The 17,359-nt window shown below is 40.7% G+C and carries 19 protein-coding genes; 13 read left to right on the top strand and 6 right to left on the bottom strand.

Annotated features, from left to right (window positions below):
• Positions 1 to 48: 48 nt before the first annotated feature.
• From ACWM1W_RS01690 to ACWM1W_RS01720, 7 genes are all read left to right on the top strand, one after another.
• The gene (locus ACWM1W_RS01690) at positions 49 to 1,470 is read left to right on the top strand and encodes an FAD-dependent oxidoreductase (protein ID WP_180025542.1); all 1,422 of its coding nucleotides are present in this window, start codon (positions 49 to 51) and stop codon (positions 1,468 to 1,470) included.
• Positions 1,471 to 1,740: 270 nt separating this feature from the next.
• Complete coding sequence (locus ACWM1W_RS01695; protein WP_004787108.1) at positions 1,741 to 2,334, top strand: LemA family protein; 594 nt, start codon at positions 1,741 to 1,743, stop codon at positions 2,332 to 2,334.
• 37 nt (positions 2,335 to 2,371) lie between these two features.
• Complete coding sequence (locus tag ACWM1W_RS01700; protein ID WP_375725960.1) at positions 2,372 to 3,415, top strand: TPM domain-containing protein; 1,044 nt, start codon at positions 2,372 to 2,374, stop codon at positions 3,413 to 3,415.
• Positions 3,409 to 3,969 carry a TPM domain-containing protein gene (locus ACWM1W_RS01705; RefSeq protein ID WP_375725961.1) on the top strand — a complete coding sequence of 187 codons (561 nt, stop codon included), beginning with the start codon at positions 3,409 to 3,411 and terminating at the stop codon, positions 3,967 to 3,969. Before ACWM1W_RS01700 ends, ACWM1W_RS01705 begins: the two co-directional genes overlap by 7 nt.
• A gap of 219 nt (positions 3,970 to 4,188) precedes the next feature.
• Positions 4,189 to 4,692: a pilin gene (locus ACWM1W_RS01710; protein ID WP_375725981.1), complete on the top strand. Its 504-nt coding sequence runs from the start codon at positions 4,189 to 4,191 to the stop codon at positions 4,690 to 4,692.
• 143 nt (positions 4,693 to 4,835) lie between these two features.
• Positions 4,836 to 5,570, top strand: coding sequence for a TfpX/TfpZ family type IV pilin accessory protein (gene tfpZ / locus ACWM1W_RS01715; RefSeq protein ID WP_375725962.1), 735 nt, complete (start codon positions 4,836 to 4,838; stop codon positions 5,568 to 5,570).
• A 92-nt stretch (positions 5,571 to 5,662) separates the two neighbouring features.
• A complete protein-coding gene (locus ACWM1W_RS01720; protein ID WP_375725963.1) occupies positions 5,663 to 7,297 on the top strand; it encodes a PglL family O-oligosaccharyltransferase in 1,635 nt (544 codons plus the stop codon).
• A 54-nt stretch (positions 7,298 to 7,351) separates the two neighbouring features.
• Here the strand turns inward: ACWM1W_RS01720 and bfr are convergent, their stop codons facing one another.
• The 3 genes from bfr to ACWM1W_RS01735 form a co-directional block, all read right to left on the bottom strand.
• Positions 7,352 to 7,816, bottom strand: a complete 465-nt coding sequence (bfr, locus tag ACWM1W_RS01725; protein WP_175966220.1) for a heteropolymeric bacterioferritin subunit Bfr — start codon at positions 7,814 to 7,816, stop codon at positions 7,352 to 7,354.
• Between the two features lie 226 nt (positions 7,817 to 8,042).
• Positions 8,043 to 8,237: a bacterioferritin-associated ferredoxin gene (locus ACWM1W_RS01730; RefSeq protein WP_004787097.1), complete on the bottom strand. Its 195-nt coding sequence runs from the start codon at positions 8,235 to 8,237 to the stop codon at positions 8,043 to 8,045.
• Between the two features lie 221 nt (positions 8,238 to 8,458).
• Positions 8,459 to 8,842, bottom strand: coding sequence for a RidA family protein (locus ACWM1W_RS01735; protein WP_104425645.1), 384 nt, complete (start codon positions 8,840 to 8,842; stop codon positions 8,459 to 8,461).
• Between the two features lie 131 nt (positions 8,843 to 8,973).
• Here ACWM1W_RS01735 and ACWM1W_RS01740 point away from each other — a divergent pair, with 131 nt between their 5' ends.
• Entirely contained in the window at positions 8,974 to 10,032 is a 1,059-nt protein-coding gene (locus ACWM1W_RS01740; protein ID WP_004787095.1) for an RNA-guided endonuclease InsQ/TnpB family protein, read from the top strand.
• A gap of 73 nt (positions 10,033 to 10,105) precedes the next feature.
• Here ACWM1W_RS01740 and ACWM1W_RS01745 read toward each other — a convergent pair whose 3' ends face one another.
• The 3 genes from ACWM1W_RS01745 to gmk form a co-directional block, all read right to left on the bottom strand.
• On the bottom strand, positions 10,106 to 12,211 hold the full coding sequence (locus tag ACWM1W_RS01745) for a RelA/SpoT family protein (protein ID WP_461603286.1): 2,106 nt from the start codon (positions 12,209 to 12,211) through the stop codon (positions 10,106 to 10,108).
• A gap of 217 nt (positions 12,212 to 12,428) precedes the next feature.
• Positions 12,429 to 12,710, bottom strand: a complete 282-nt coding sequence (gene rpoZ, locus ACWM1W_RS01750) for a DNA-directed RNA polymerase subunit omega (RefSeq protein WP_004650579.1) — start codon at positions 12,708 to 12,710, stop codon at positions 12,429 to 12,431.
• A gap of 77 nt (positions 12,711 to 12,787) precedes the next feature.
• Positions 12,788 to 13,411, bottom strand: a complete 624-nt coding sequence (gmk, locus tag ACWM1W_RS01755; RefSeq protein WP_461603287.1) for a guanylate kinase — start codon at positions 13,409 to 13,411, stop codon at positions 12,788 to 12,790.
• 135 nt (positions 13,412 to 13,546) lie between these two features.
• On the opposite strand from gmk, the gene ispH reads away from it, so the two are divergent.
• From ispH to ACWM1W_RS01780, 5 genes are all read left to right on the top strand, one after another.
• Positions 13,547 to 14,497 carry a 4-hydroxy-3-methylbut-2-enyl diphosphate reductase gene (ispH, locus tag ACWM1W_RS01760; RefSeq protein ID WP_159122677.1) on the top strand — a complete coding sequence of 317 codons (951 nt, stop codon included), beginning with the start codon at positions 13,547 to 13,549 and terminating at the stop codon, positions 14,495 to 14,497.
• A 162-nt stretch (positions 14,498 to 14,659) separates the two neighbouring features.
• Complete coding sequence (locus ACWM1W_RS01765) at positions 14,660 to 15,091, top strand: pilus assembly FimT family protein (RefSeq protein ID WP_461603288.1); 432 nt, start codon at positions 14,660 to 14,662, stop codon at positions 15,089 to 15,091.
• Positions 15,088 to 15,633: a type IV pilus modification protein PilV gene (gene pilV, locus ACWM1W_RS01770; protein ID WP_168542238.1), complete on the top strand. Its 546-nt coding sequence runs from the start codon at positions 15,088 to 15,090 to the stop codon at positions 15,631 to 15,633. Before ACWM1W_RS01765 ends, pilV begins: the two co-directional genes overlap by 4 nt.
• Positions 15,630 to 16,541 carry a prepilin-type N-terminal cleavage/methylation domain-containing protein gene (locus ACWM1W_RS01775; RefSeq protein WP_461603289.1) on the top strand — a complete coding sequence of 304 codons (912 nt, stop codon included), beginning with the start codon at positions 15,630 to 15,632 and terminating at the stop codon, positions 16,539 to 16,541. The genes pilV and ACWM1W_RS01775 overlap by 4 nt, the downstream gene beginning before the upstream one ends.
• Positions 16,541 to 17,353 carry a PilX N-terminal domain-containing pilus assembly protein gene (locus tag ACWM1W_RS01780; protein WP_278356937.1) on the top strand — a complete coding sequence of 271 codons (813 nt, stop codon included), beginning with the start codon at positions 16,541 to 16,543 and terminating at the stop codon, positions 17,351 to 17,353. The genes ACWM1W_RS01775 and ACWM1W_RS01780 overlap by 1 nt, the downstream gene beginning before the upstream one ends.
• Positions 17,354 to 17,359 lie beyond the last annotated feature (6 nt).

Here is a 17,359-nt window from a genome sequence, read left to right on the forward strand (position 1 = left end):
ACCTAAGGTAATGCGAATAAAGCCTTGGGTCTACCCACGGAGAGAGAGATGGCAGAGCGCCTAAATAATGACTTTCAATTCCTGGATGTCGCACGCCAAGATCCAGAGAAAAAAGAGATTGACGTCCGCAAAGCAGAATTTGTGGAAATTTATAAACCTTTCACAACAGAAGTGGCTGCAAATCAGTCACATCGTTGTCTAGGTTGTGGTAACCCGTACTGTGAATGGAAATGTCCGGTTCATAACTACATCCCAAACTGGTTGAAGTTACTGGCAGAAGGCCGTATTTTCCAGGCGGCAGAACTTTGTCACCAGACCAATACTTTGCCAGAAGTGTGTGGTCGTGTTTGTCCTCAAGACCGTCTGTGTGAAGGTGCTTGTACCCTCAATGATGGTTTTGGTGCAGTCACCATTGGTAATGCTGAAAAATATATCAATGACACCGCTTTCGCTTTAGGCTGGCGTCCAGATATGTCTCATGTGAAATGGACTGACAAGAAAGTTGCTATCATTGGGGCAGGTCCTGCCGGTCTAGGCTGTGCTGATATTCTGGTACGTAATGGTGTTAAGCCAGTTGTATTTGATAAACGTCCTGAAATTGGTGGTCTGCTGACTTTCGGTATTCCAGAATTCAAGATGGAAAAAGACGTGATGAAACGCCGACGTGAAATTTTCACGGGTATGGGTGTTGAATTCCGTCTGAATACTGAAATTGGTACCGATGTTACTATCGACCAGTTACTCGCTGACTATGATGCTGTCTTTATGGGTATGGGAACATACACTTATATGAAAGGTGGCTTTGCTGGTGAAGATCTGGATGGTGTATATGATGCACTGGATTTCCTGATTGCTAACGTGAACCGTTGCCAGGGGTGGGAAAAAGATCCATCCGAATACATCAGCGTTGAAGGCAAAAAAGTGATTGTCTTGGGTGGTGGTGATACCGCGATGGACTGTAACCGTACTTCAATCCGTCAAGGTGCTGAGTCAGTAGTTTGTGCTTATCGTCGTGATGAAGCGAACATGCCGGGTTCACGTCGTGAAGTAAAAAATGCGCGTGAAGAAGGTGTGGAATTCCAGTTCAACCGTCAGCCTATCGAAATCGTGGGTGAAAATGGCAAAGTGACTGGCGTAAAAGTGGTAACGACTCAACTGGGTCAACCAGACAGCCGTGGCCGCCGTAGTCCGGAACCAATTCCAGGTTCAGAAGAAATTCTGCCTGCAGATGCGGTATTGCTGGCATTTGGTTTCCGTACCAGCCCAGCAGACTGGTTCACTGATGTAGAAATCAATCTGGATGGTTCAGGTCGCGTACTTGCAGCTGAACAACAGCAATACAAATTCCAGACTTCAAATCCAAAAATCTTTGCTGGTGGCGACATGGTCCGTGGTTCTGACCTAGTCGTGACTGCGATCTGGGAAGGTCGTCAGGCTGCAGAAGGTATTCTGGATTATCTTGATATTTAATCTAATTTAATCCTCTATTTAAAAAACCCGCTACGGCGGGTTTTTTATTTTTTTTCATTTTACTAATTTATTCAGCTTAGTTCTAAGTAGTTATAATAAATATGGATTTAAACTTATCAATATATCCAATATTAATTCGTAGCTCTGAAGCAGAACAGAAGGAATAAAAACGATAAAAGTAAAAAATTATAAAAATTAACAAAAACTAGGAAAAATATGTTTAAAATCAAATTAATTAAATAAATATCAATAAAGAATTGAGGATAAAAGATGATCCCTGTATTAAAAAAATCTTTCATTGCTCTGATGTTAGCCAGTACCCTGACGCTTACAGGTTGTGGCTATAACACCTTACAAGTTAAGGATGAGGCTGTAACTGCAGCATGGTCCGAAGTACAAAACCAGTACCAGCGTCGTGCTGACTTGGTGCCGAATCTGGTGAATGTGGTAAAAGGCTATGCCGCACATGAAGAGCAGGTATTGACTGAAGTGACTCAGGCACGCGCCAATGTTGCAGGCTTGAAAGTCGATCGTGAAGTGCTGGAAGATCCTGAACTGTTCCAGCGTTATCAGGAAGCTCAGGCACAAATGACCAGTGCCTTGTCACGTCTACTGGCAGTAACTGAAAATTATCCTGATCTAAAAGCCAACGAGCAGTTCCGCGATCTGCAGGTACAACTTGAGGGTACTGAAAACCGTATTGCGGTAGCACGTAACCGCTATATTACCACTGTACAAGATTTTAACTCTTATGCACGTCAGTTCCCGCAGGTGATGACGGCCAAAGTCATTGGAATGGATACCAAGCCAAACTTTAGTGCAGAGCAGAGTGCGCAACAGGCACCTAAGGTTTCATTTGACTAAGCTTGATCTTGGGTAATCTGCTAATAAGGTGGCTGCAATGATGCATACGAGCGCTGTAAAACTTTGTACAGGTATATTTCTCAGTCTCATTATGAGCCTGATGAATCCTGCCTGGAGTGAAACAGCAACGGCAACTGATACAGAAGAAGTCATTGTTGCACGTGAAATTTTGCAGCCTAAAAAGAATACTACGGATCAAAATGTAGAATCAGCCGCTACAGCTCCGCAGCCACAAATTGCCAATGATATGGCAGAAGGTCAGGTTCAGCGTGACTTGCCAAGCATGAATGAGCCGGTGATTGATCAGGCAAATTTATTAACGGCAGCAGAAAAACAGCAACTTAGTCAACGAATCATCAATCTTTATCAGGCAGGTAAGGCTCAGATCGGGGTGGTAATTGTACCTACTACAGGCCAGGAAGATATTTTTGACTATTCCATGCGTGTGGCAGATCGCTGGCAACTAGGATCAAAAGAACATGATAATGGCCTGTTAATGACCATTGCGGTAAATGACCATCGTATCCAGATTTTAACTGGATATGGGTTAGAAGGCGTTCTGCCGGATATTGTGGCTGGACGGATTATTAATAACAAAATTACACCTTTGTTTAAGCAGGGTCAGTATGCACAAGGGATAGATGCTGGGCTGGCAGAAATAGAGCGTATTCTAAATCTGGATCCAGAAATTGCAGCTCAAGCAGCGGCTGAGCTTAAAGAGCGTCAGGAGCAGGCTTATAAAGCGCAGCAAGCATCTCAAGCGACTTTTGGTTCGGTTATTTTTATTATCGTCGCTGGTGTTATTGGTTCCATGATCTTTGGCAGAAAGCTGAGTGCAGCCACTGCTGCAGTGGCTGGAACTGCAGCCGGGTTAGTCAATGGCATGGGATTGGTCGCTAGCCTATTAATTGGTGCTGGAGTTTTCTTTTTGCTTGTTACCTCACTCGCCCAGCTGATCCTGCATGCCTTTATGGCAGGTGGAGGTCGTGGCGGTAGTAATGGGCGTGGCGGTTTTGGAGGCGGAGGCTTCGGTGGAGGCGGCGGTGGTTTTGGCGGGGGAGGAGCATCAGGCTCATGGTAACAACTACAGATACAACAGATATTGTCACGCAACCTAAGCTGGAAGAACATGCTCAACCAAGTTTTAAGCGCTGGCTTAAGCACTTCTTTTATATGCCTGCAACCAAGCGATTTTTCTCCAAGCAGGATCAGCATGCGATTGCATTAGCTGTAGAAGAAGCAGAGCATGGGCATGTAGGAGAAATTCAGGTGGTGATTGAAGGATCTCTACCTTCTCGTTCTGCTTATTACCAGGATACGCTGTGTCGTGCCCGACAACTTTTTGCTGAACTCGGGGTCTGGGATACAGAGCATAATAGTGGTGTGCTTGTATATTTAAACCTCTGTGATCATAAAGTAGAAATTGTGATTGATCGGGGAATTAAACAGGCAACTACACAGGACGTATGGGATCAGATTTGCCAGAATATTATTCAGGAATTGAAACGACAGCAGTATAAGAATGGGGTGATTTTGGGTGTAAAGCAGATTGGAGAAATTTTAAATCAATACTATGATCGAAAAATGGATGATTTAAAGAATGAATTGGGAAATAAGCCCATCATTCTAGGGTGACTTTAGTCAAATAAATGACAATTTTTGTCAGTTATCTACACAAAATGAAACCTAAAAATAACAAATTGAAAAATATTTTTTTAAACTGCTGTTTTTTCTGTCAAAATTATTATAATAAAAATTGGCACATTTAGTGCTAAATACAAAATAGGCTAAATTAGCTTTTGCTTAAGCTTATAAATAAACAAAAAAACATTTGTGGAGAATGTTATGAAAACTATGCAAAAGGGTTTTACCCTTATTGAATTAATGATTGTTGTAGCGATTATCGGTATTCTTGCTGCTGTGGCACTGCCTGCTTATCAAAATTATACAGTTAAAGCGCGTGTATCTGAAGTTATTTTGGCAGGTTCTTCTTGCCGAACTATAATTACAGATATTGTACAAAATGCACCACAAGCAGACTTAGGTACGGCTTTGTCAGAAGCGTGTAGCTTATCTCCTACTAAATTTGTAAGAAGTGGCACTGCAAGTGAAGACGGTGTTATTACAGTAGTGGCTAATGAGGATAACTTGAAGGGTGATACTAGCAGTACAAAAAATTCTATTGATATAACTCCTATGGTTTTACCTACTCCTGCTTCTGGTCAAACAGCAACAGCACGTGCACTAGTAGGAAGTACAGATGGTGGAATGACTATTCAAGGATGGAAATGTGGTCCAAACCCTACCAGCCCAATGCCAAATAAATACCTTCCAGGGTCATGCCAAGGCACTTACTAATTTAGTATATTAACTTTCCATAAAAAGACTGGATTTTCCAGTCTTTTTATATTTATAGAAGTTATATTTAATAAATTAAAGTTATCAAAATATAAAAACTCATTTTTTATCAATTTTTTAAAGACTTTCATTGGATTAAAATAATGTCCAAACGCCTAAAATTTTTCCTTACTCATTTATTAATCTCACTTTTAATAGCTCTAGTGGTAGTAGGGGTGGTGTTTTTTATCTGGTATCCAAATCCACTTGCGAGTGCAGTTGGTGTTACCTATATATTTTTAATGTTGTTAGTCATTGATGTTATTTTAGGACCGCTATTAGGTCTATTGGTTTATAAAGAAAGCAAAAAAATGCTTAAATTTGACTTAAGCGTGATTATTATCATTCAAATTGCTGCTTTATGTTATGGGATATATAACCTTGAGCAAGGTCGCCCTGCATGGTTAGTATTTCATGCAGACCGTTTTGAATTGGTACGAAAAAATGACATTATTCTAGACGGTATTGATCAGGCTCAACCTCAATTTCAGCGTGTATCATGGGGTAAACCACAGTTTGTTGCAGTAAAATCGGCAACCAGTACCAAGGAACGTCAAGATGATATATTTACAGAGATATTGGGTGGGATTTCTCTTGCTCAGCAACCTGAACGATATGTAGAGTTGACTCAAGCCAAATCAAAACTACAAAAACGTGCCTTGCCACTCGAAGAATTACAACAATACAATTCAAAAGTAGAGGGGGAAAAAACTTTAGCACGTTATCCAAAAGCTGACGCATGGCTTCCTTTAAAAGCCAATACTGTAGATATGGTAGTATTAATTAACAAAGAAAAAGCTGAGGTCATTAAAATTGTCGATCTCCGCCCCTGGAACTAACCTGTATTTGAAAGGTCAAAGCAAAAAAGCAGATTACCCTTTAATCTGCTTTTTGTTTATCATGTGCCAAACTTTTACTGCCTGACATTTCCATGAAATTCACGCTTGCCCTTATCGCAGCAATCCTGATCTCCCTTGCATGGCTTATGCCCATTCATTACCGCCCATGGGTAACCTATACCGGTGAACTGTATACCTTCTTTGCGCTCTTTGCTATTGCTGCGATATTTCTGAAAGAGAAAATTAAATTACCAGTGGTAGGTTTACCTTTATTGCTACTCGCTTGTGTACCTTTGATCCAGTTGCTGGCAGGGCAGGTATTTTTCTTTAGTACTGCCATGATGGGCTTCATTTTTGTCTTTAGCTTTTGGCTGGCAAGTGTGTTGGGTTATCACCTTTCAACAGGGAACTATAGCCGAGAAGAAACCTTTACTAATTTGAGTTATGTATTTTTAGTTTCAGGAACAATCACAGGTTTAATTACTTTGTGTCAGTGGACTAACTTGGATGCAAGCTTACCTGGTATGGTTAATATCAGTGGTAATCAGCGACCTTATGCCAACTTTGCCCAGCCGAACAATATGGCGACTTTTTTGGTCATGGCATTGATGAGCTGTCTTTATCTGTATGAGAAGAAAAAAATCCAGACTAAATGGTTAGTGGCTTGCGCCTTAGCTATCGTTATTGGAATTGCTTTAAGTCAGTCGCGTACTGCTTGGGTTGCTGCGAGTGCGATTATCCTTTATTTAGCTTTCTATCAATATAAAGGTGTGATCCGTCTGAAATGGTATTACAGCATTATATGGTTTGTTTTCTTTATTGCGTGTATTGCTGTTTTCCCATTACTTAGCCAATTAGCTGCTCAAGTAATAGATGCAGATGTGGTACAAAGCCGCGATGTAGTAGCACGTGCTACAGGGGATATGTCGCGTTTGGCAATCTGGCAGCAAATGCTAGCGGCCATTCAGGCACAGCCATGGTTTGGTTATGGCTGGTATCAGACCAGTGTTGCCTTTGTCTCGATCAGTGATACAGTGCAGGGTCCGGTCTGGATTCGCAGTGCACATAACTTAATTATTGATTTCTTGCTGTGGAATGGGCTAGTTATTGGTCTGCCTTTCTTAGCCTATTTCGGCTATTTGGGTTATCAAATGCAGCGATGGGTTAAGACCCCTGAGTCGGTCATTGGTATTTTAATGATTGGGACTTTTCTTACGCATGCCATGTTTGAGTTTCCGCAGCACTATGCCTATTTCCTTTTACCAGTAGGTTTTATTTTAGGTACTGTTCTAGCCCAAAATCCGAATATCAAAACCGTGACCTTACCCGCTATAGCAATGAAAATCATTTTTGGGTTTGGACTACTGTTATTGATTGCGATCTATCGGGATTATGATGTCGCTGTACCCAAACTTGGCCAAAGTATTCGTTATGAGCAACAGCCTGAAAAAATCACCAATCAACAGCCAATCTATTTATTAACAGAGTTTAATCATCGTATTGACTGGATTCGTCTTAATCCTTATAGCAAAGCCTCCCCTGAACGGATTCAAGCAGGTGAGCAGATGGTATTAAGTTATCCAACTAAATATAATCTGATTAAATACGCCAAACTGTTAGCTTTTAATGGTTATGAAAATGAAGCCAGGCATCAGCTGCAACGCTTAAAAGTTATTCAAAAAACCGAACTCAGTTATGAAGAATTGATTCAGGATATGCCAAGATAAATTCCATATAAAAAAGCCAGCAAGAGCTGGCTTTTTTATTGATTCATTCTAAGTTTAGAGCTGGCTTTGAATATAGTTTTCGATACCAACACTTTCGATAAGATCTAGCTGAGTCGTAGTCCAGTCCAGATATTCCTCTTCTTTTTCCAGAATTTCACGTACTAGGTCACGGGTCACATAATCCATCTGTGTTTCTGCCAAAGCCACAGCCTGCTGAATGACTTCAATATTCTCTTTTACTTTGCGTACATCACAATGCAGTACTTCTTGAGTGTGCTGGCCAATATACAATTTGCCAAGATGTTGCAAGTTTGGTAAGCCTTCCAAAAATAAAATACGTTCAATGATTTTATCGGCATGCTTCATCTGGCGGATGGACTCTTTATATTCTGCCGAACCCAGTTTTTCAATGCCCCAGTCATTAAACATGCGTGAATGCAGGAAATACTGGTTAATCGCTGTAAGGTGGTGATACAACACCTGGTTCAGCTGATTAATTACATCACGATTGCCTTTCATTGTATCACTCCATATAGCCTGTTAACCCATTTATCGCTATGGGTTTTTGATTAACTTATCTTAAATCAATCGAGCGAGCAATGGCGAGTAATTTATTGAACTGCAAATGAAAATCGCAATCAAAAAGCTTCAGGTGAAATATAAAGCAATAAAAACCCGCCAGAGTCAGAGGCGGGGGAGGAGTAATGATACGAGACCATTAATTTTATAATTATCGTTATCCGCTTTAGGCAGCAACCGCTAGCCGTGCAGCAATCTGGGAAATTTCATCACTGATGATCATACGGGCTTCTGGAGCGCAACGACCACAACACGTGCCTAAGTCAAGCATTTCGCGTACATCACGGTAACTTTCGGCGCCATTTGCAATAGCATCTTTAATGTCTTGATCTGTAATGCCTCGGCATAGACAAACGTACATAGGATACAACCACAGTGAATAAATAAGATAAGAGATATTATTGATAATTGTTATCGTTTGTCAATAAAAATCATTTGAAAATGCTTTTTATAATGATTGATGATTCAGATAAAAAAATACCACCTGAGCGGAAATCCGAGTGCTACTCGGATTTCTGCGCAAGAGCGATTTATAATTTAGAATTAAATATTGCAGGCTGGAGATTTGGTGATTTTTATAACTTATTGATTGATAACGACGATGCCATCCATCTCAACTAAAGCACCTTTCGGTAAACTTGCAACCCCTAAGGCAGCACGTGCCGGATAAGGTTGAGCAAAGTATTCACCCATAATCTGGTTAACGAGTTGAAAATGAGAAAGGTCGGTCAAGAAGATATTCAACTTTGCGATATCAGCTAATGAGCCACCCGCTGCTTCACAAACCGCTTTCAGGTTATCAAAAACACGGCGAATCTGAGCTTCGATGCCTTCAACCAGTTCCATACTATATGGATCCAGACCAATCTGGCCGGATAAATAAAGCGTATCCCCGACTAGAATTGCTTGTGAATAGGTGCCTATGGCAGCAGGGGCATTTTCAGTATGGATTACTTGGCGGAACATTAATTTCTCCTTTTATCAAATGGAGCGTAAAACTCTGTCCTTCAGGGCAGAGCTGTAAGCGATACGACATAAAATGTCGTTGAATTTTTTAAAATCAACACCTTTAATTTAACATGATCTAAAATAAGCTCATGAAAACACTTAAATTACGCATAAAAGACAAACATTGCAAGGTGCTAGACCAATTAGCATCTGAGGTGAACTTTGTTTGGAATTATGTGAATGATTTGAGTTTCAAACACCTGAAAAGAACAGGTGACTTTTTCTCAGCATTTGATATGACTCAATACACAAAAGGAACTTCAAAATTGTGTGGTTTGCATAGTCAAACAGTGCAAGGGATAACAGAAGAATATGTTGATAAAAGAAGACAACACAAGAAAGCAAAGCTGAAATGGCGTGTGAGTAACAAGAAGTCAGCAAGACGTTCGCTTGGTTGGATACCATTTAAAAAAGTAGCGATTAAATATGCTGATGGATATGTGCAATACGGCAAGCAGAAATTTAAGCTATGGGATAGCTACGGCATAAGTAAATACAGCGTGAGAACAGGCTCATTCGTTGAGGATAGTCGTGGGCGCTGGTATGTGTGTCTTGTTGTGGACTCACCTAAACAAGACAAACCAACGGCAACTAAAGCGATTGGTATTGATCTTGGTCTAAAAGACGTTGCCACCTGCTCAGATGGTACTGTAATTTCAAATCCTAAGTTTTACCGTAATTACGAGCAGAAATTAGGGATTGCTCAAAGAGCAAGAAATAAAAAACGTGTACGTGCATTACACGCTAAAATTGCCAATTGTCGTAAAGACCATTTGCATAAAGCAAGCACTCTGCTTGTGAAAGAAAATGCACTGATTGTTGTAGGTGACTTAAGTGCGAGCAAACTTGTAAAAACCAAGATGGCGAAATCTGTTTTGGACACAGGATTTTCAGCACTGAAAACAATGCTCAAGTATAAATGCGAGAACGCAGGGGTATTGTTTGAGGAAGTCAGTGAGAAATTCACAACCCAAATCTGTTCGTGCTGCGGTGAAATCACCTCTAGCAGTCCCAAAGGTAGAACAGATTTGCGAATAAGAGTATGGGAATGTGAGTGTGGAAGTATAAATCATCGTGATTTAAATTCCGCTAAGAACATACTTGCGCTTGGGCATGAGCGTCTAGCAGTAGGAATCCGCTTGCTTTAGCTGGAGGATGTCAACATCAACATACATCATATTAGATCAATTCAACTGACAAAAGCATTATCGTTTTAAATGATTAACTGGCTTTAGAGGTTTCAGCAATATTGAGCGGTTGTTCTAAGCGGGTAATACGTGGAAAACCAAAATGCATGCGTAAATCACGAATAATCTTGGCAATCTGTTTACGGTTATGCACCACAATATTTACATAAGTTTTGCCATCATAATTACGCACCATCTCTACACCTGTATGGCCTTTACGACATTGATAAATCAGATCGGAAATCTGTTCATCGTCCATGGTCTGATCAATACAGAGATAGGCAGTAAAGCTGACATCATCCAAATCTTCAGTCGTCCATTGTAGAGGCATAATATTTTCAGGATGCATATGTTGTTCCTGCAATAAATTATGGCAACGGGCACGATGTACAATTAGGCCACGACGAGTCAGATGACCTTGAATTGGATCACCAAGTACCGGGTTGCAGCAATGTGCGTATTTAACATCTACACCTTCTGTACCCTGAATAAGACGACCTGAACTATTCGCATTTTGATGCTGGTCATGTGCAAATAAATGGTTAGCAACCAGTTGTGGTAATAAGTCACCTACAGCAATCTGTTCAAATAGTTGCTCTTTAGTGGGAACATGACGCCATTCCAGTACATTTTTCCAGTCAGCGTCGGTCAGATCGAGAATAGAACACTGGAAAAGTTTTAAGGCACGGTTGAGGGCCTGTTGACCCACAAGGCGCTGTTCATCAATGTCTTGATCGCGCAGGATATTCTGAATCGCGCGACGGGCTTTTTGGGTATTAATAAAGCTGAGCCAGTCCGGGTTTGGGGTTGCAAGAACATCAGTGATAACTTCAACGACCTGACCACTCAATAATGGCGTAGAAAGCGGTTTGGTTTCACCATTAATTTTGGCGCCAATAGCGTGGTTACCCAGGAACAGGCTGGCGGCATAGGCAAAATCAACAGCAGTCGCACCTTGCGGCAATTCATGCAGATGACCGTGAGGGGTATAAACCCAAATTTTTTCCTGATGCAGATAATCCAGTAATTCGCTGAACGTGGTTTTGGCACATTCACCATCAACCAGTACGTTCAGATTTTGCATGGATGCCTGAATGGCAGAGCGACAGGCTTGAGGGGCATTTTCACCAAGTACGACGCCAAAGCGTGCAGCTTTACGCATCAGTTCAGTTTGAATAGTCAGTGACAGGGTGGTCTTTTCGCCTTTTAATCGCATGGTTAATGACTGGTTGCCGCCTGGAAGGGGGCGGCGAATATTGTCCTGATAATTTTGAACCGTAAAACTTTCAGTCAGAATATCTGCGAGACGGTCACAATCGGCAATACTCTGTAAGATAATTTCAAATGCGTGGCTATGTGTAAGTTCCTGCAGATCAATATCATTTTTTACAAAATGGCGTAATAGCTCGATATTATTGTTTTTCTTTTTAACCCGGCCTTCAATGGCATATTGCTGTAGTAATTCGTTAAGTTTCTGTTCCCACTTGGCCTGATATTCACAGCGTTTAGGCTTGGTTTCTAAAAGGGCAGCCTGGACATCATTATACATATCCAGATCCAGATTCTGATAACAGAGATGTTCCAGATTATCTGCCATTTCGTTCATGCCGACCAAGCGTGCCATTGGAACGAAAATTTCAAAGGTTTCACGGGCAATACGAGCACGTTTATCCGGGCGTAATGCTTCCAGCGTAGTCATGTTGTGATAGCGATCTGCCAGTTTCACAATAATGACACGTGGATCCTGTAAAGTCGCTTGCAGGATTTTTCGGAAAGAGGCCGCTTTATTATATTCCTTATCACTGGAATGGCTGAGCTTGGTGACACCATCAACCAGCTCTGCAACCGTGCTGCCAAATTTTTCAGTAATGTCATTTTTATTGAAGTCGGTATCTTCAATGACATCATGCAGCAGCGCTGCCATTAAGGTTTCAGTATCCAGACGCATATGGGCCAGAATACAGCTCACCGCGATAGGGTGCAGAATATAAGGTTCACCACTTTTACGGGTAATGCCATCATGGGCAATATCGGCATAATCACAGGCCGCAAGCACACGTTCGACATCGCTTTCACTTAAGTACGCGTCGATGATGATTTTTAACTGTTGCTTAGCTTCACTGACCTGTGGGCCTGGCATAAAACACCTTTAAAACTGGATTTTTTAACAAATAAAACAGAGAAAGCTCGTATGAAATGTATAACATAAAGTGGGTCAGTTTTTTCATATCAACAAGTGAAAAATTTATACTGACTTTAGAGCTAACCCTTATGTTATAACCGTTCTGCGCAAAATATAAAAGTCACAGAACAAAAAAAGCCTAGTTTAAAACTAGGCTTTTTGGAATGGTTTATTCTTATTGGAAAGAAAAACCATCTAAATTTAGATTATTTGCAGAAAGAGCAAGGTCTAAACTAGAAGTTTGATAATCTTGATCACGTTGTTTCAAAATATCTTTTGATACATGACCTGCAGCGATTTCACGTAAAGCAACTACAGTCGGTTTGTCATTGTCCCATTCTACAGTTGGTTCAATGCCTTGACGTGCCAATTGACGCGCGCGTTTGCTTGCCACTAGTACAAGCTCAAAGCGGTTGTCTACATGGTCTAAACAATCTTCAACGGTTACGCGTGCCATAAGAATTCTCGTTTTGAATAGTAAATTTCAACAGACTGCACAGTATAAAATGCTTTGTCTGGAGACTCAAGTTTTAATCACTGTTCGCTTGGAGTAATTAGAGCCTGGATCAGTTTTTCATGGCGGGTCGCTTGTTGGGAAAGTGCTAGACGATTGGCAATAATCACAGATTCAAGATCATGTAATGCCTTATTAAAATCATCATTGATAATGACATAATCAAAATTGACATACTGCTGCATGTCTTCGACTGCACAGCTAAGACGGTGTTCAATCACCTCAACAGAATCTGTTCCACGGTTGGAAAGACGCTGACGCAAATCAAACTGGCTTGGCGGAAGAATGAAAATCTGTTTAGATTCAGGAAAAAGTCGACGGACTTGTTGTGCACCTTGCCAGTCAATTTCAAGTAGTACATCATGACCTTTAGCAAGTTGTTCTTTTACAGTCGCTTGTGCTGTACCGTAATAATTACCAAAGACTTCGGCATATTCAATAAAACCACCTTCTTCGACCAGGTTTAAAAAGTCTTCTTTAGTCGAGAAATGATAATGTACGCCATCGAGTTCGCCAGGTCGTTGACCGCGTGTCGTATGAGAAACAGAAACATGAAGATTGTTGACGCGTTCAAGTAATGCTTTAACGAGGGATGTTTTGCCCGTTCCAGACGCTGCAGAAACGACAAACAAGAGACCCGACATGATATTTTTCCTGATATGATAAAATATCTTCTCTATTTTAGAGTAGACCGGCTTTAAACTAAATAGTTGTACGTCGATTGTTTTACATTTATTTCAATTGTAGCGCCATAAATTGAGTGAGTACTGAGGATTTCTATGGAAATTGTTTTAGCTAACCCGCGTGGTTTCTGTGCTGGTGTGGATCGTGCTATTGCGATCGTGAACCGTGCCCTAGAATGCTTTAATCCACCCATTTATGTGCGTCATGAAGTGGTGCATAACAAATTTGTCGTAGATGACTTACGTCAGCGCGGTGCGATCTTTGTCGATGAGCTAGATGAAGTTCCGGATGACAATATCGTAATTTTTAGTGCACATGGTGTGTCTAAAGCTGTGCAGCAGGAAGCTGAACGCCGTGGTTTAAAAGTCTTTGATGCGACCTGTCCATTGGTTACCAAGGTGCATATTGAAGTAACCAAATACGCCCGCGAAGGGGTGGAAGCGATTTTGATTGGTCATGAAGGCCATCCGGAAGTTGAAGGCACCATGGGGCAATATGATAAAAATAATGGCGGTGACATTTATCTGGTCGAAGATGAAGATGACGTCGCTGCTTTAACAGTTCGTAATCCTGAGAAAGTCGCTTTTGTGACCCAAACAACCTTGTCAATTGACGATACAGCGAAAGTCATTGATGCGCTTCGTAAAAAATTTCCGAATATTCAAGGTCCACGCAAAGATGATATTTGCTATGCGACACAAAACCGCCAGGATGCTGTACGTGATTTAGCTGCACGTTGTGATGTCGTGCTGGTTGTAGGATCACCGAATTCATCCAATTCAAACCGTTTGCGCGAACTGGCGGAACGTATGGGTAAAGCGGCCTATCTGGTCGATAATGCAGATGAGCTCAAGCAGGAATGGTTTACCAATATTTCTAAAATTGGGGTAACTGCAGGTGCTTCCGCCCCGGAAATTTTAATTAAGCAGGTGATTCAGCGTTTACAGGATTGGGGTGCACAGGCACCAAAAGAACTGGATGGGCGAGAAGAGAATATTACATTTAGTCTGCCAAAAGAGTTACGTATTCCTGTAACACAGGCTTAAATTGTTAACTATTTAACAATTTATTTTTTATTAAAAAATAAACAGATAGCTATAATATGACAGTTATCTGTTTTTTTATGCCTTTTATCTACTCTGTGTAGGTTTTGTAAAATTTATAGATATTATTTTTAATAGGGGAAAGTTTTGGAGCTGGGGAAGAGTGTGCAAAAGAATAAAGGTTTTACGTTAATTGAGCTCATGGTGACGATTGCGGTACTAGGGATTATTGCAACGATCGCTGCGCCTTCTTTTGGTAATATGATAAAAAACCAAAAATTTAAGTCAAATACAAATGCCTTGATCGATAAGATCAAGCAAGCACGTACTTATGCGGTATTGAATCATCAAGGGGTTACTTTAAAGTTAAACGTTGCTGGGACAGATAATCCACCTGTTTTTAACTGGATTAGTGAAGGCTCAGCGCGGCTAAAAAATGCGTCTGACACGGAAGTCGAATTTGATAAACAAGGTTTTTTGCGCTCTACCTTTGATGTAATTGAAGTTTGTAAGAATACGGGTAACAGTGAATCAATAAAAATTACGCTAACAGCATTGGGACAAATACATAAGGTTAAAAAGGGATCTTGTACATGATTTCAAAAGATCATCAAAAAGGTGTTGGTCTGATTGAGGTATTAGTTGCCTTAGTTGTGCTGGCAATAGGTGTGCTTGGATATGTAATGCTGCAAATGAGGGCATTAGAGGCGACAGCAGAAAGTGCTCAGCGTGTACAGGCAATTAATATTGCCCGTGATCTGGCTGAACGTATCCGTGTCAATAGAGAGGGGTGGACATTTGGCACAACCCCTACATCCTATCTTACAGAAATGTCAAATGCTTCTAAACAAATAAATAATGAAGATTCCAAGGATTGTAGTATTGAATTTTGTAGTGGTGCTGAGCTAGCAGACTATGACGTAGATGAAATTGTTACTTTTGCTCAAAATTTGGGTATGAGTATGAATTTGATGCAATGCCCAAAACAATCTGCGTCTAGTACAACCAATGGGCGTTATTGTGTATATGTTGCTTGGGGAAATACATCTGCAACAAATGATGCAGGAACAACAGATTGTACCAATGGAGCTTCATACAATACTAAATCGACCTGTGTGATTATGGAGCTTTACCAATGAAACAAACTGGTTTTACGCTCATAGAACTCATGATTGCGATGGCATTAGGTTTAATTATTGCTGCTAGCGCAACTTTATTGTTTTTATCTGGACAGAGAAATCTCGTTTTACAAAATAGTGCGAACAGTTTGCAGGATGACCAAAGTTTTGGCCTTTCCTATCTGACCTCTCATATTCGCTTGGCTAATTTGAATAATAATTTGGCGACGGTAAAGCCTGATGTCGCTAAGTCAGGCATTATTTTTAATAAAAATAACCTACCAAGTGGGGTCACTAGTCGTGCAGACTTTAATGATAAGTACAGCTCCTTAACTACGGAAGATGAAAGCAACTTTACCAGTACGGGTGCAGTGAAAAATGATCAATTAGTTATTCAATATCGTCCTGCTGAGGTTGGTGGATTTGATTGTGCTGGTGGGAAAATTGATTCACGGAATGAATTTATTGTGGAGCGATATTTTGTAAGAGCAGACAATAGCCCTGCTAATCATGAGACTACAGCACAGGAAAAGAAAGTTTTGGCTTGTGCTGCAGGAAGATATAGCATCCCTGAAGAGGGTGCTACAGCAACTCTAGATTCCACACTTTATAACAATGGCGAAATTATTTTAAAAAGAGTTGAGTTATTTAAGGTGAGATTCTTAGTTCAGGAGGGGGCTGCGAAAAAATATATGACTTTGGAAGATTATGTAGACCCCACCTCAGATCAACCACGTATTTTATCGGTACAATTGGCGGTGATTTCCAGAGCTTCTGACGCTACTACAGAGAGCACAGTGCCTGTTGCGCCAACATTTAAATTATGGAGTGATTTTGAAGTAACGTTAAATTCAGGTCAGCCTAGACGTTATTTAAGGACTCCGATAGTGCAGACCGTGGCATTACGTAATGCTTTGGGGGATCGATAATGTATAAAACACAACATGGTGCTACTCTCATTGTCGTTCTCCTGCTGTTGGTGGCTATTACAGTAATAGGTGCTTTAGCAATTCGTTCTAGTACTACACAGCTTAGAGTAGCTACAGCAAGTCAGGCGCAGCAGCTCATGTTGCAAAACTCAGACGCAGCTTTATTTCAATTAGAAAATCCAAGTGAATTAAGTAGGCAAATGGCATTGAATGGCATGTTTGGCTTCATTAAGGCGGAAGACGACTCTGGTAAAGAATTGGTTTTTTGTTATAAGGCCGGTGACACTAATTTTTTTGATTTTACTAAAGCGAGTTTAATTAACTGGGATGGTAATACAGTAACCAATACCGGTTTGAGTCAACTCGGTTTTTGTAAGATTGATTCGGGATACTTCAGTACTCATCGAAAAACTGTGATGACGCAAGTTGCAATTAAAGCAGCGGATATGTCAGAAGCGGCTGCTTTCCAACATATGCAAACTGGAACAGATGTTGAAACAGCAAAAGCTGATCCAGCACAGTTGTATACGGTTGTGGCGACTACAATTTTTCCAAACCTTTCTGAAAATACTAATTTAACTAGCAGTCAGTTATCATCAGCTATAAAAAATTGTTTTAGCAATCATTTTAATGCAATTCCTGAAACTAAAGCAGAGTCACTCCAAGGTGAAATTACGGAAGATTCAACTGATGATGAAAAAGAAGCAATTCGTTTAGCAAAATTAACAGTTTCACAGTGTTTAATTGATTTAGGGGTACCTACTCATACGCAGGTAGCACGTTATTCACTCATGCAAAATATTGGTAAATAATTGGGG

Source organism: Acinetobacter sp. TW_SC_4 (genome assembly GCF_054861205.1).

Coding starts and splice junctions, on each gene's coding strand:
- ACWM1W_RS01690 (WP_180025542.1), top strand. CDS start 49: ATGGCAGAGCGCCTAAATAATGACTTTCAATTCCTGGATGTCGCACGC.
- ACWM1W_RS01695 (WP_004787108.1), top strand. CDS start 1,741: ATGATCCCTGTATTAAAAAAATCTTTCATTGCTCTGATGTTAGCCAGT.
- ACWM1W_RS01700 (WP_375725960.1), top strand. CDS start 2,372: ATGATGCATACGAGCGCTGTAAAACTTTGTACAGGTATATTTCTCAGT.
- ACWM1W_RS01705 (WP_375725961.1), top strand. CDS start 3,409: ATGGTAACAACTACAGATACAACAGATATTGTCACGCAACCTAAGCTG.
- ACWM1W_RS01710 (WP_375725981.1), top strand. CDS start 4,189: ATGCAAAAGGGTTTTACCCTTATTGAATTAATGATTGTTGTAGCGATT.
- tfpZ (WP_375725962.1), top strand. CDS start 4,836: ATGTCCAAACGCCTAAAATTTTTCCTTACTCATTTATTAATCTCACTT.
- ACWM1W_RS01720 (WP_375725963.1), top strand. CDS start 5,663: ATGAAATTCACGCTTGCCCTTATCGCAGCAATCCTGATCTCCCTTGCA.
- bfr (WP_175966220.1), bottom strand. CDS start 7,816: ATGAAAGGCAATCGTGATGTAATTAATCAGCTGAACCAGGTGTTGTAT.
- ACWM1W_RS01730 (WP_004787097.1), bottom strand. CDS start 8,237: ATGTACGTTTGTCTATGCCGAGGCATTACAGATCAAGACATTAAAGAT.
- ACWM1W_RS01735 (WP_104425645.1), bottom strand. CDS start 8,842: ATGTTCCGCCAAGTAATCCATACTGAAAATGCCCCTGCTGCCATAGGC.
- ACWM1W_RS01740 (WP_004787095.1), top strand. CDS start 8,974: ATGAAAACACTTAAATTACGCATAAAAGACAAACATTGCAAGGTGCTA.
- ACWM1W_RS01745 (WP_461603286.1), bottom strand. CDS start 12,211: ATGCCAGGCCCACAGGTCAGTGAAGCTAAGCAACAGTTAAAAATCATC.
- rpoZ (WP_004650579.1), bottom strand. CDS start 12,710: ATGGCACGCGTAACCGTTGAAGATTGTTTAGACCATGTAGACAACCGC.
- gmk (WP_461603287.1), bottom strand. CDS start 13,411: ATGTCGGGTCTCTTGTTTGTCGTTTCTGCAGCGTCTGGAACGGGCAAA.
- ispH (WP_159122677.1), top strand. CDS start 13,547: ATGGAAATTGTTTTAGCTAACCCGCGTGGTTTCTGTGCTGGTGTGGAT.
- pilV (WP_168542238.1), top strand. CDS start 15,088: ATGATTTCAAAAGATCATCAAAAAGGTGTTGGTCTGATTGAGGTATTA.
- ACWM1W_RS01775 (WP_461603289.1), top strand. CDS start 15,630: ATGAAACAAACTGGTTTTACGCTCATAGAACTCATGATTGCGATGGCA.
- ACWM1W_RS01780 (WP_278356937.1), top strand. CDS start 16,541: ATGTATAAAACACAACATGGTGCTACTCTCATTGTCGTTCTCCTGCTG.